Here is a 14,453-nt window from a genome sequence, read left to right on the forward strand (position 1 = left end):
TTAATTATATCATATTTCAAAAAGTAAATCTTACTTAATAAGTTCTTTCACAATTCGTTTAGCAGAGTTGCCGTCTAAATCGTCGAAAAATCTTTCTTTAAACACACGGACTTTTTCTAAGTCAAAATCGTTTGCTTTGATTGCTCCAATAACTTCTTCATTTGTACGTACTATTGGACCAGGAACAAATTCTTCATAATTATAATAGAAATTACGTTCTCCTAAATACCCCTCCAAATCGTATGCATAAAAGAGCACTGGTTTTTCCATAATAGAGAAATCAAACACTACTGAAGAATAATCAGTAATTAAAATGTCGGTATTAATCAAGACATCATTAATATCTTCATTACTCATGTTAAATGCAAACTCTTGTAAATCAAATGGAATACCAACGCCTCGAACTACAGAAGGATGCATTTTCAAAACAAGTACATACTCATCCCCTAGTTGTTCTGCTAAACGACGAATATTTAAATTCATAACAAATTGTTGGCGTTCACCAGGACCCCCGCGGAAAGTAGGCGCATAAGTAATGACTTTTTTATTTTTTAAAGCAGGATATTTTCCTTCAAAAACGTTTTTAATATAAGCTTTGTATTCATCATTGAAAAAGCGATCAGTACGCGGTACGCCAAGTGGCAATACATTTTTTTCATCCACATCAAACGCTTCTGCATAAAATGGCACAATTTCACTGGAAGAAACTACTACTTTTGAATAGTTTTTATGTGCATCTCGTTCAAAGCTCTCTGTATTACTATCTGCATAACCGATTGAACTAAAACCGAACTTTTTAAATGCTCCAGCTGCATGCCAAAGTTGAATAACTTCAGAATCTTTACGAAGAGTTAAGCCATAAATTTGGCGATAATAATCATCTAAAAAGATATACTCAGCAGTTGCAATATCCTTATACATTTTTAAAAGTTCTAAAATAGTTCTTTGCGGTTGCTTCAAATAACCTACTACTTTATAATCTGGCTTTTGTAAAATAATTTCATCATAAACTGCTTTAAATGAATCAGCCAACACATCATGCTTATTCGTTAAAAAGATTATTTTACGTTCTTTTTTCGCTAATTTATAAAATGGAAAAGCAATTCTCCGTGCATAAAAATTGCGAGATAATCCAACTAGTTTTTTCCAGTTTCCAACAACTACTTTTTCAAATCCAGTCGAAATAGTAGATTTTAGCTTACGTGCTACAAGACGATTATAAATAGGTTTTACTGAATTTCGTTTGGCTGCTTTTTCACCAGCACGAACTTCTTTTGGAAAATCGGAGGACAATAATTTATTGAACGAACCTGGATCCAATTTTTCATAAGCTAATCTCAACGCTCTTAAGTAACTGGGACGTGCTTTTTCTTTAATGAATGTATAACGATTAATAGTTTCAAATGTTAATAGTCTTTGGAAAACACCTAGATTATTAAACAAATGGAAATCCATTGAATCTATTAATGCACGGAAAGCATCAAACATTTTGATTTGTGTTTCCGCATCCCCGTTCAAAAGAATACCTTTATATGCAGGCCAAATATCCGTTGCAATAATTCGGTCATGGTAGTCCACTCTGATTTTTTGAAGTGCAACTGGGTTAGTCACATACTCTTTCAAAAGAGCATCAGATAGTTTTATACTTGCAATAATATCTTTAAAACTTACATATGGATTCGAAGTAACTATTTGTGATAAAGAAATATCTCCTTCATCTTCTCGCGCACGATAGTTATAAATAATTTCATCTACGGTATAAATACTTTTAGCTTTTAAATAAGCTTCAATTACAAAAGGATGATCTTCTGCCACCTTGATTGAATCTGGAAAACGAATATCTTGTACTACTTCACGAAGATACAGTTTATTACAAGGTCCTAATGTATAAAGCATTTCCGGATTTTGAATAAGTGTTTTACGTCCGCTTTTAAAAACGCCTTTGTTATAGTGCCCGCCAATAAACCATGAACGATTACTATTAAAACTAACAGAAATCCCCGTGACTACTCCTACTTGCTCTTTCTCAGCAGCCTCGTACATGATTTCTAACGCTCTTTCTGGGAGGATGTCATCAGAGTCCACAAAACTAATATATTTGCCTTTAGCAATGCTTAAACCATTGTTACGTGCCATGCCTGGACCAGCATTAGGTTCTTTAGCTACGCAAATGTTATCAAAACGGTCACCGTAATCCACAATTTTTTCGAAGCTTCCATCTGAAGACCCATCATCTACTAAAATAATTTCAATGTCTTTTAGTGTCTGGTTTAATAACGATTCAATAGTTTCATCAATATAATTAATTACATTGTAGACTGGAACGATAGCAGATACTTTAGGTTCTGCTAATTTTGATTCTCTTATAATCTCATAGAGCATTCTTAATCTCCCTTTATACTTTTTATTTATTTACTTTCTTCAATCTATTACAATTGCTCATAAATGTCAAGATTACACAGTAAAATCTCCCCTTTTAATGTCCAGCTTGAATTAAGATCAATGAATGGCGTATAATGAACATTATTATAGCAATATATTTTAAAGGAGCGTACATATGAAAGTAAAAAAAGCAGTCATTCCAGCAGCGGGGTTAGGTACTAGGTTTCTTCCTGCCACAAAAGCTATGCCTAAAGAAATATTACCAATCGTGGATAAGCCAACTATTCAATATATAGTAGAAGAAGCGGTTGAATCTGGTATTGAAGACATTTTAATCGTAACAGGGAAAGGAAAAAGAGCTATTGAAGACCACTTCGATTCTGTCCCTGAACTTGAGCTTAATTTACGTGAGAAAAATAAATTAGAATTACTTCATCTAATTGAAGAAACAACAAATATCAATCTTCACTTTATCCGTCAGTCTAAGCCTAAAGGTCTTGGAGATGCTATTCTTCAAGCAAGAGGATTTGTTGGTAATGAACCGTTTATCGTCATGCTAGGTGATGATATTGTTCAAGCTAAAACACCATGTGCTAAACAATTAATCCAACAATATGAAAAAACACATAGTTCCATTATTGGCGTTCAGACTGTACCTCACGAAGAAACTTACCGTTATGGTATTATTGATCCAATTGATGAATACAGCAAAAACCTATATAATGTTAATGGTTTCGTAGAAAAACCTAATCCTAAAGAAGCACCATCTAATCTTGCTATTTTAGGAAGATATTTATTAACTCCACAAATTTTTGATTTCCTTGAAACACAAAAACCTGGAGCTGGTGGTGAAGTTCAACTTACTGATGCTATTAATAGCCTAAATGAAATCCAACGAGTTTTTGCTTATGATTTTGAAGGAGAGCGTTATGATGTTGGAGATAAATTTGGTTTTATCAAAACCACAATGCAATTTGCTTTAAAACATCCTGAAATAAAAGATGATGTTGCTAATTTAGTAGATGAGCTTTATCTTAAACTTCACGCAAAAGATAAAAATAAATAATAAAAACGCATGGCTTCTGTAAAAGCCATGCGTTTTTTATCTAATTATATTAGTTTAACGGATTTCTTTCACGATATTTAACAAGCTCTAAAAAGTAGACTTGTCTGTTTCTATGCGCTATCGTATCAAGAATCAAACCGCAAATGAAGAACAATATTCCCATTAAAATTAAACCTGTTGCAAGTAATGCACTTGGGAATTTAAGAACTAAGCCAATTTGAGCGAATTGTATTATAACTGGCAAGCCAACAAGAATTCCTACAAGAACAAATAAAGACGCTAGCAAATTGAAAAATAAGAATGGACGACTATTTTTAAATAATCTTACAATAGTCATAATTACTTTGAAACCATCTGAAAAAGTATTTAATTTAGATTCACTACCTTCTGGACGATCACGATAATCAATTTCAATTTCTTTCACTAGAAAACGATTTTCTAGCGCGTGGATACTCATTTCAGTTTCAATTTCAAAACCAGGACTTAAAACAGGCATTGTCTTAACAAAATAACGATCAAACCCACGATAACCTGTCATTATATCTCTTAAATTACTTTTAAAAATACGATTAATTGTATTACGCACTAGTGAATTACCAAAGTCATGGAAATTTCTTTTATTTTCTTCTGTATAAGTCCCATTACTTAAACGGTCACCAATGACCATATTCGCTTCTTTGTTACGAAGAACCTCTAGAATTTCATGGCAGTACTCTGCAGGATACGTATCATCCCCGTCCACCATTAGATAATAATCCGCATCAATATCCGCAAACATCGAACGAACTACATTTCCTTTACCTTGGCGCATTTCTTTACGAACGATTGCGCCATGCTCTTTTGCTATTTCAAAAGTTTTATCTTTAGAATTGTTATCATACACGTAAATATCTGCATTTGGTAACTCTTTCTTAAAATCATCAATTACCTTGCCTATTGTAAGCTCCTCGTTATAGCAAGGTAAGAGTACAGCTACTTTTTCATTTAGAATTCCCATGATTCTCTCCTTAAATTTGATTTTCTTTATAATTTTTTAATTTAGTTGCGAAAAAGACTATCGGTACAGTAAAGACGAAGCTATAACAATATCTAAAATCCGTCGCCGGCATAGCAATCGCTATTGTTATAATAGCCATCACTACCGGAGCAAATATAAGCAATTTCTTTTTCGGACGCTGCATACATACAGCTGCAATCGCAATAACAAGTAAGACTAATGGAATTGCTCCCTTTAATAGATAATTTTGCCATTCTTCTGTTGTTTTCACAAAAATGTTATCAGTCATTTTCTTTATACCAGGTGCTTTAGATATGGAAATTAGTGGATTTGTAGAATCCTTAATTCTTTCCTTGTATTCACTGTAACTTACAGCTTCTTTTCCGGTCGCGTTCTTATATTCTACTTGATAGCCCTGATAACCTAATTTGTTTATCTCTTCTTCCGATAAACCGTCTGGGAAAAATTTCGCGAAAGCTTTGACATCGTATCTCATTTCTTGAATATCTGCTGGTGTATCAAAGTATACTTTATAATCTTCTGGAGAATAAAACTGCCAAATAACTGCGACTTGATTTAAATAAGCTTCGACGTAAGTTCCAAAATTAGATGTCAAAAGTTTAAACCAGTTCTTAATATATAGTCCAAAATCATCCTCAATAACAGATGAATTATACTCAGCATCATGTTTAATTGGATCTACCGTATATGGGTTGTAATCTTTTTTCCAGTTTTCTTCGGGCAAGATGGAAGTAAAATACTCTTTTAATTCTGGTGTAAAATTACCATTGTTATAAAAAGTAGCTCCAATTTGCTGTGAAGGAATAGCTAATGCTTGGTTTAAAGGATTGGGCTGGGCATGAAGGACATTTGTCATAACAAGACCAAATAAAAAGTTCAATCCCAGAGTACCAACAATTACTCCGGTTATAATTAGACGATAATTCTTCATAAAAATAAGTAAGCATAATAACGAGACAATTATTATCATAATTCCATTGTTTCGTAAGTTTATGCAAACAAAAGCAACTAAAACGAAAGCAGCAAAATGCCACCAATTTTTTAACCATAAACCGTTAGACTGCACTATTTTGAGTATCAGCACCGTGAAAAGCAGAATAAAAGCAGCAAATGGGAAATCTTTCCATGCTGTAGCAGAATAAATCATTGCTACAGGATATAAAGCATAACCGATAGAAATACAAACACCGATCCAAATATTTGCCCCCATTTTTACAAGTGTATAAATTGCAAAACCTACAATTAATGAACCAACGATGATTTGAGAGAAAATATAACTGGCTGGCGAATTATAAATAGCACTTGTTGTTTCTATCCACAAGGTATGTAAAAGCGGATGCCACTGACTATATTGCCGAATTCCATGAGCCATCCCCCATTGGAAATAAGAATCAAAAGTCATTTTTGCTGGATAATAAGCTAGGAATGACATCATCCAGACTACAAAAGGAATACTTGAGAACAGGACAAATAGTGTCCATTTTGGTTTCCGTTCTTGTCTTACTTTGTATTCTGTTTTCATTTCAAGTAGTAAAAGGAAAACAAATGCAGCAATCACAAAAAATGTTCCTAACAAAATAATACTATTAAAAATAAAATTCCCGCCGTATGGTCCACCATTATATGATGAAGCCATCCAAAACAAACTAACTACTAATGATGTAATCAATATTGACCATTGAAGGTGAATATTCCTTACTTGTCTAAAATAAAGAACTGTTAATACTACTACGAACAATAACCAAGTTAAAGTTAGTTTAAAAGATTCTGAGTAGTAGCTAATAGTAAGCAAACTGAGTAGTAATAACAAGACTCCAACTACAACTCTTTTTTTATTTAACACGCTTCTTCTCCACTCCCTATATAAAACATTACTATTGTTAAATATAGCAAAAAAAAGATAGTTACGCAATGACAATTTAAAGCGAGTCCCTACGCAAAAGACGTAAAGACTCGCTTTAAATTTATTTATTTATATTTCGGAATATCAAACTCTTGATTGTAACTCGACAACTGGTTGTATAGTTTTTGCATACCTGATGTTTGTTTATAAGCCCATCCAATATCTGTTGCATACATGTGACTTCCTGGATTAGCAGGATTGTATCTCATTTTATACAGTGTATCTTGACCTTTGGCAATATAATTTTTTGCGACAAAATCAGCACCGCCAATGATAGCTTTTTCAGGAGTATCCCATCCTTGTTTATAAGCGTATTCAGACCCACCTCGTAAAGGATCACTATCGATAGCTCCAATCCCATACATGTTATAAACTTTTTTCGGTGTAACTGGCTTACCACCTACTACACTAACAGTAATTCCATTAGCAAGCTTAGATGAACCATTACCAGTTTCCAAAATAGAGTGGGATATTAAATAAATCTCATTAATATTGGAAGTTTGTGCTGCTTTATTGAAGCTACTTGCTTTATTTGCCAATATTCCCTTTCCAGCGAGAATATTTTTATTTACTTCATTTATATCGACGTTCGCTGGTTTAGACAGCACTAAAAATTGTAAATATGCTGCTGTATTCTTTTCAAAATTACTTGGATTTAAATAATAGGAAGTATCAACTTGTGTTGCATTAAACCATTGACGGTTAAATGTAAACTTATACCATTTACTTCCATCTGCTGCTGTTACAGTACTTAAAATAGTAATTTCTTCTCCACTTTTCAGCTTTCCTTGCACAAAACCAGTTTTACTAGCAGTACTTCTAACTTGTCCAGTAGCATCGATAGCAACACCTTTATTTGTGCCTGTAGTTTTTTTAATTGCTTCTACATTAATATAAGAGTTAGCCGGCTTTTTATCCGTTTGTGGAACGTCTGCCATAATTTTTGATAAAGCAGTTGCAAATGTAATAGGATAGTTCGTTTGTTTGTATGTCTTCTTAATTGGTTGATATGGCGTATCGCTAAAGTACCCAATGTTCATGTACCCAACAGAGTTACCATAAACAAATTTAGCCCAATTATTGTTATCAATACTACCTACTTCCATCTCTACTTTAGCGCTTTCTGGAATTACGGTAACAGTTGTACTATCATAAGTACGTGCTTGTCTTAAGTTTATATTTCCAGTAGCATATTTAACACTATATTTAGCATTGGGCGTTTTAGCAGTAATATAGGCAGATTTCATATAGCCCACTCTACCATTATATGCTACTTTCATCCAACCGTTTGCATCAGTCGAATTCTGTTCTACATAAACTTTAGCATTTTTAGGCGCTTGAACAATTATCTCAGAATCGTAACTACGGCTACTACGGATATTTAAATCACTAATAGCATAGTTTTCAAAATAGATTTTTGTCGGATCATAAGTAGATAAATATGACTCTCTCATAAATCCAGTTTCACCAGTATTTGTGATTATTTTTACCCAACCGTTATTATCCATCGAACCATCTTCTACATACATTTCTTGGTTCTGCGGAATGGAAGTTACTATAGCCGTATCAAAGCTTCTACCTGCACGAAGGTTTACAAGATTCGGTGCATAGTAAGTACCATATGTTTTTGTTGGATCTGTCAGAGAAAAATAATTCGTCTTCATATATCCAACTTTACCTTGATACAAAATTTTTGCCCAACCACTTGAATCAACGGAGCCTTGTTCCATATAAAACTGTTGATTTACTGGTATTGTCGTTACGACCGAAGAATCAAATGTGCGTGATTCTCTCACGTTGATTGCGCCCGGGGCATAATACTTAATATAGTCCAATGTTGGATTAGTTACAGAAAGATAACCTTCTTTCATATAACCAACGTTTCCTTCATAAACAATTCGCACCCAACCATCGCTATCTTTAGAATTATCTTCCACATAAAACTTTTCATTCGTAGGAATTACAAGTAAGGTTGCAGAATCAAAACTCCGGTCTACACGGAGGTTTATCATACTTGGTGCATAATATTCTCCGTAGCTACGTAATGGATTTAACATGGTTAAATAATTAATTTTCATGTAGCCAGTATAACTTTTATAAGAAATTTCAACCCATCCATTATTGTCTTCAGAGCGAGGCTTTACTTTCACTTCTTCATTTTTAGGTATGGTTGTAACCACACTACTTGAAAAGTCCCTTTGAGAGCGTAAGTTTATATCATTAATTGCATAATAATATAAGGATTCTGAGGCTGCGTATGCTTTTACAGTGGGAAATAGTACTGTCCCTAAAAGCATAATAAGTAACAACTTACAAATTAACTTTTTTATTTTTATTCTAATCAACCACTCTTTCGTATACTATTTTTTTAGATAGTATAAATTATTTAATATCTTTAAAACCAATCTATTTATAGTAGACTTGCTTTAGATAATGCATACATCAAGCTGGATTTTAAATTCAGACAACTTTTTCAGTGGCTCCTTAAAAATTGTCCTTTTTTAAATAACCCCCAGTTTCTTTACCCTCCCTTACAATTTAATACTAGTCTATATTCTACCAAATTTTAAGCCTCTATGCGTTACATATTTGTTACAAAAATCAATTAAATTCAAGCCAAAAGGTCTATGTGCCTATTGACACGCAAAAAAAGGAAGATTTTACTTAAAAAGTAAACAATTTCCATTAAGAGAAAAGTTCTTTAACAAGATCCCATTGATTTTGTCACTTAAAATATAAACGTACCTCAATGTGTTTTTTATTTAAAGCTCAACTACAAAAATTTTCATTTGATTTTTTGGTGGTAATTAAATTTTTATGCTAAAATATAATAATATGAAACTAAATACTTGCAAGGAGAATGGAACTATATGAAACCCTATTTAAATAATATTGAATTCCAACAAGAGACTCAAACATGGACTATTTCCGGAACGTGCGCAGTTAAAATTGAAGAAGTGCAAGCGCACTATACCGAAATGTTCGAATTCCTTCGCCCTGAAAAGAAAATAAATCTATCTTTTGAAACAAATGGTAAAAACTTTACTGCAACTATCCCAATGTCCGAAATAGCAGAAAATTCTATTACAAACAATAAAACTCCATGGAATTTCCGGATAATTAGTGGTGGTAAAAAGTATCCACTTGAATCTGATGGACCAGTAACAAATAAAGAAGTTACCCCTAAAAATGCTTTCTATCAATATGTATTTGAATTTCCAGAAGGCCTAGTTACCTTGTTTAGTAAACCAAAAGACATTACTGCTACACTTATAGATTTTGCCATAACACCCGATACTTTATCTGGAGCAATTAAATTAAATATACCTATTGAACCAGATACATATTCAGCTGAAATAGTAATAAAACGTCGTCCCTATTCAGCTCTTTATCTGTTTCATGAACAAGAAGAAGCTTTCCAAATCGGTACTATAAAAACGGACAAAATAAATTTTCAAGTAAAATTGCAAGCACTTTCATCAAATCTACTCGTTGATTCAAATAATGTTGTGGATACTTTTATTCGACTAAATTCGCTCTCTATAAATAAACAACATGATTTCTACTTGAATATTGATAATTCTATCAAAAACATTATTCCAAGAGAGGTAGAGCTTAGTCATCCGAAGTATAGCAAAATAAACACTTATGTTACCGGATCTAATCGTTTATCTTTCTACTTTAAAAAGAATTATCAAGAAATAGTTAGCCTTACTGCTTTTCAAGAAGATGCTAATAAAATTGATCTTCAGTTCTCGATCCCTAAAAACTTCATTGATAGCAAATTAGTCATTAAACGAAGAGATAATAAGGCAAAGTTATTTGAATATTATATAGAACAAGAATTTCCTATAAAGAAAGGATTACTAAAATCAGCTACAACTATTTCAAGACATGAATTTTTATCAGGCAATGTTAATAAAGAAAATGGTATTTGGGACTTCTTTATCCGGTCCACTGATCAACCCGATTTACCGATTTTCATTCCCGATACAGTTGATTTATCGAAAAATAAATTCCATAATGTATCTAACCAGCCTTTTCTAGCTAAAATTATTAAAAACGGAGCAAAAAATCTTTCTATTAATACCAATCCTGCTCCTGAATCAAATGCTAATCCACTAAAAATAGCTGTGATGGGCTCTTGTTTTAGTAGAAATGCTTTTAATTCCAAACCTTTCTTCAATCCGGATTACAAACGCTTTTTTGAAGTCACATTTACACAGTCCCACACATCCCTTTTTAGTGTTTTATCGAAACCTTATACAGGAATAAATATTGATGACTACGGCAATATGACAGATAACGAGCGAAGAACGCTTCAAGCAGATTTTGATAAAGGCTTCTTTGAAAATCTAGAGAATTCTAAGTCTGATTATCTACTAATAGATTTGTATGCAGATGTTTTACGTGGCCCAATTTGGTTAGAAAGTGGGGAAATTCTTAGCTTATCATATATAAGCGAGCAGACAGGTATTCTTAATGATTTACCAATTAAACGACTACTTGATCACTCTGATAATGACGCCTTCTTCCAAGAATGGACAAGCTATGCAGATGCGTTTATTGAAAAACTATTAACTGTACTTCCAGCTGAAAGAATTATTTTAAATAAAGGCGGATTTACAAGTAAGTATTATGATAAGAACGGTGCGGTTCAAGAATACAAAATTAAAATGCGTATCGAACGCAACAATTATTTCTGGGATCGTTTAAATAACTACTTCCTATCTAAAGTACCTACAGCACAAGTTATTGACTTTACTAAAAAACCATATATAGGAGATTACTATTATCCATTTGGGCATTCATTCTCTCACTATGAATCTGGTTACTACAAAGATTTCATGCGAGAAATGATTTATATTACTGAACGAGAAAAAAGAAAATCAAATAATTAAATGAAAATCCCCGCCTACGAAGTACCGTAAGCGGGGATTTTCATTATAATTTGCTTTCTATATGGTTCTTATCTATATAAACCACTTGTTCTTCTTGATGATTAGAACCTTCGCTAATCAGTCCTTTAAAGGATTTACCAGTTGCAACGAGTGAAGCAAATAACACAGTAAGTACTATTAATACTGTTAAAAAGCATTTATCAAATAGTGTTAAACGATATTTATCTGCGTTTGGATTTGGGTAAACCTTTTTCTGAGGAGCTTTTTGATGCTCTTTATGTTCTTTTTGATATTTTTTCTTGTAGTCATTTGGTTGTTTGTTAAACCATTTTACAAATTCATCATATTTCTGAGCAACTTCTTTCGCTTCACCCATTTCACGAATTTCACCGTGATGCATCCAGATGATTCTGTCACACAAACTTTTAACTTGTCCAAGCGAGTGACTGACAAATACGATAGTTTTTCCACGTGCTTTAAATTCATTTATTTTATTAACACATTTTTCATAAAAAGTTTGGTCCCCTACTGATAAAGCTTCATCAATAACCAAAATATCAGGATTTGTATGCACGGATATTGCAAAACCTAAACGTGACCGCATACCACTTGAATAATTTTTGATTGGTTGATTAATGAAATCACCAATATCAGCAAATTCAATAATACTAGGCATTAGCTTGTTAATTTGGGAACTTTTCATGCCATGCATAAGTAATTTTAAGCGGATGTTCTCATAGCCTGTCAAGGGACCTTTTAGCCCTACCGCAATGGCAATTAAAGAAGTTTCTCCATTAATAACGACTTCACCTTGTGTTGGAGGGATAACACCTGACATAATACTAGATATTGTTGATTTACCAGAACCATTAATCCCGATTAAACCAACTGTTTCACCATCATGAATATCAAAAGAAACATCTCGTAACGCCCAAAAGGATTGCATTTTTTGACTTTTCGGCATAAACAAGCCTTTAATCTTATCTGATTTATTTTGATAGAGGTCATATTCTTTCGACACATGTTTAAATGCAACTTTAATTTTTTTATCCATCTGTCTAACCTCCTATAAATAATCCACGAAGCGCTCGCGGAATTTCATGTGTAGTGTCGCACCGACAAATAGTAATGTCAGAGTGATTAACCAAAAATACATCGTGTATGACGGTGATTCCCAAAATCCACGGTGCATTAAGAATGTTTCTCTAAATCCGTTAACAACATAATAAATTGGATTTAGTTTTAAGACATTTACCAACCACTGCGGTAACATTGTCTCTAAATTCCAAACAATACCAGACATGTAAAAAAGTACACGCATAACGGATTGCAACATAATATAATAGTCTCTTACCAATACACTGATTGTTGCATTAAATAATGTAACACTATACAGAAAAGCAATCATCGCTACAAAATAATACAAATATTGTCCCCAAAAAATGGTAATAGGTGTTCCGTTAATTGCAAACAATCCTAATAAAATCAGCATCATCGTAAAATAACTTGTTAAATTAGAAACAATCGTTATATTCGGTAGGATACTCATTGGAAAATTCATTTTTGAAACCATATTTATTTTATTGTAAATACTATTCGCACCTTGTAAAATTACTGCGCTAATGAAGAACCACGGAATGATACCAGCAAGCATCCATTCAATGTAACTTGCTCCAGAACCAGATTTTGCATTCATTGCGAACCCAAACACAAAATAATAAATAGCGATTTGGATTAATGGATTTAAAATTTGCCAAGCTAGTCCTAGATAGTGGCTTTGGTATGTAGCCTTATCTTCATAGCGCGCAATGCGAAATATCATTGGTAAATTTTTAATTTGTTCTTTAATGACTTCCATAACTTGTTTCACAAAAACACTTCTTCCCGAAAAATAATATGGTTTTAAAAACCAGATTCAGCTCACTATTTACTTATAGGCAACTCCTCCACTTAAAACCAAGTACACTTTGCTTGTATTATTTGTCGTCTAAGTTGCCGTATTCTTGCGGTTTATGCATGATCTTCTAAGTGTAAATTGCTTTCTTTATTAGGTGAATCACTTTACTCATAAGCATTAGTAAAAAATCCACCCTATGTTAAATTACCTTAAAAGTCGTTTTTTGTAAAGCTTCTTCTGTCATTATCAAAGAATTAGTTTTCCAAAACTGCCTGAATATCTGCTGCACCTTCTAATAACCTTGGTCCAGGACGACTTAATTTATTCGCATCCATTTCAAAAATTTGCTCATTTTTTACAGCTGGAAGATCTTTCCAAGCATCACGTTTTAAAATAGTTGCTTTTGCATCTGGATAAACTGATAAAATCATATCTGGTTTTAATTCGACAACTTTCTCTTCATTATATGGAATAAAGCCTGATTCGGTAACAATATTTTTCCCACCAGCGAGTTCAAGCATTTCATTCATAAATGTTCCTTTACCTGCCGTGTATAAGTCTGGGCTAATTTCAATCCACACTTTTGGAGATGTTTTTAGTTCTTTGGCTTTTTTTTCAATAGTTGCTTTTTGTTTTTCCATAGATGCTGTTACACTTTTAGCTTGTTTCTCTTTCCCAGTTAACTTACCAATTGTTTGAATGGAATTTTCGACTTCTTTTAGATTAGTCGCATCTGGAACAACAAATACATTAATACCTGCTTCTTTTAATAATTGGTAAGCATCTTTCTCAGTAGCAAGCATAGATTCATGACCGAGCACTAAATCTGGTTTAAGTGCGATGATTTTTTCTGTGTCTACAGTAGTTGAAGTAACTTTCTCAATTTTTTGGGCTTCTTTCGGATAATCATCGTACGCAGAAACACCTTTTACTTTATCTCCCAAGTCTAAAGCAAACAAAATTTCTGTGTTGCTTGGTATCAATGAAACGATTTTTTCTGGAGTTTCTTTTAAAGTGATTTTTTCTTTAGTAGCATCTGTTACTTCAATTTTTTCTGTTTTTTCTGTAGGTGCTTTTGTTTCCGTATTCCCGCATGCAGTTAAAATCGCAAGTAATAAAACTACGGCAATTCCTTTGAACCATTTCATATGTATGTTCTCCTTTTTTAGAAAAAACGGGTGTGAAATATAGCGCTATGGATTCGAAAAAACGTCTGTTTACTACGTTTAAAATCTCGATATTTAAAGTTGTTACTTTAAATTAGCGCTATATTCCCACCCGTTAGT

The 14,453-nt window shown here is 33.0% G+C and carries 9 protein-coding genes; 2 read left to right on the top strand and 7 right to left on the bottom strand.

What is annotated here, in order from left to right; all coding sequences use genetic code 11:
* Positions 1-30: 30 nt before the first annotated feature.
* Complete coding sequence (locus HCB45_RS04445; protein WP_185619006.1) at positions 31-2,382, bottom strand: bifunctional glycosyltransferase/CDP-glycerol:glycerophosphate glycerophosphotransferase; 2,352 nt, start codon at positions 2,380-2,382, stop codon at positions 31-33.
* 175 nt (positions 2,383-2,557) lie between these two features.
* On the opposite strand from HCB45_RS04445, the gene galU reads away from it, so the two are divergent.
* Complete coding sequence (gene galU, locus HCB45_RS04450; RefSeq protein WP_185318469.1) at positions 2,558-3,448, top strand: UTP--glucose-1-phosphate uridylyltransferase GalU; 891 nt, start codon at positions 2,558-2,560, stop codon at positions 3,446-3,448.
* A 49-nt stretch (positions 3,449-3,497) separates the two neighbouring features.
* Here galU and HCB45_RS04455 read toward each other — a convergent pair whose 3' ends face one another.
* The 3 genes from HCB45_RS04455 to HCB45_RS04465 form a co-directional block, all read right to left on the bottom strand.
* Positions 3,498-4,445, bottom strand: coding sequence for a glycosyltransferase family 2 protein (locus tag HCB45_RS04455; protein WP_003771326.1), 948 nt, complete (start codon positions 4,443-4,445; stop codon positions 3,498-3,500).
* A 10-nt stretch (positions 4,446-4,455) separates the two neighbouring features.
* Entirely contained in the window at positions 4,456-6,309 is a 1,854-nt protein-coding gene (locus HCB45_RS04460; protein WP_185318468.1) for a DUF6020 family protein, read from the bottom strand.
* A gap of 125 nt (positions 6,310-6,434) precedes the next feature.
* On the bottom strand, positions 6,435-8,666 hold the full coding sequence (locus tag HCB45_RS04465) for an SH3 domain-containing protein (RefSeq protein ID WP_185318467.1): 2,232 nt from the start codon (positions 8,664-8,666) through the stop codon (positions 6,435-6,437).
* Positions 8,667-9,239: 573 nt separating this feature from the next.
* Here HCB45_RS04465 and HCB45_RS04470 point away from each other — a divergent pair.
* Positions 9,240-11,270 (top strand): DUF6270 domain-containing protein, encoded by a 2,031-nt coding sequence (locus HCB45_RS04470; RefSeq protein WP_185619008.1) that lies wholly within the window; start codon positions 9,240-9,242, stop codon positions 11,268-11,270.
* A gap of 43 nt (positions 11,271-11,313) precedes the next feature.
* Here the strand turns inward: HCB45_RS04470 and tagH are convergent, their stop codons facing one another.
* From tagH to HCB45_RS04485, 3 genes are all read right to left on the bottom strand, one after another.
* Positions 11,314-12,324 (bottom strand): teichoic acids export ABC transporter ATP-binding subunit TagH, encoded by a 1,011-nt coding sequence (gene tagH, locus HCB45_RS04475; RefSeq protein ID WP_185318465.1) that lies wholly within the window; start codon positions 12,322-12,324, stop codon positions 11,314-11,316.
* 12 nt (positions 12,325-12,336) lie between these two features.
* A complete protein-coding gene (locus HCB45_RS04480; RefSeq protein WP_003766380.1) occupies positions 12,337-13,140 on the bottom strand; it encodes an ABC transporter permease in 804 nt (267 codons plus the stop codon).
* A gap of 281 nt (positions 13,141-13,421) precedes the next feature.
* On the bottom strand, positions 13,422-14,315 hold the full coding sequence (locus HCB45_RS04485) for an ABC transporter substrate-binding protein (protein ID WP_185318463.1): 894 nt from the start codon (positions 14,313-14,315) through the stop codon (positions 13,422-13,424).
* Positions 14,316-14,453 lie beyond the last annotated feature (138 nt).

It is taken from the genome of Listeria farberi (assembly GCF_014229245.1).
Taxonomy (GTDB): domain Bacteria; phylum Bacillota; class Bacilli; order Lactobacillales; family Listeriaceae; genus Listeria; species Listeria farberi.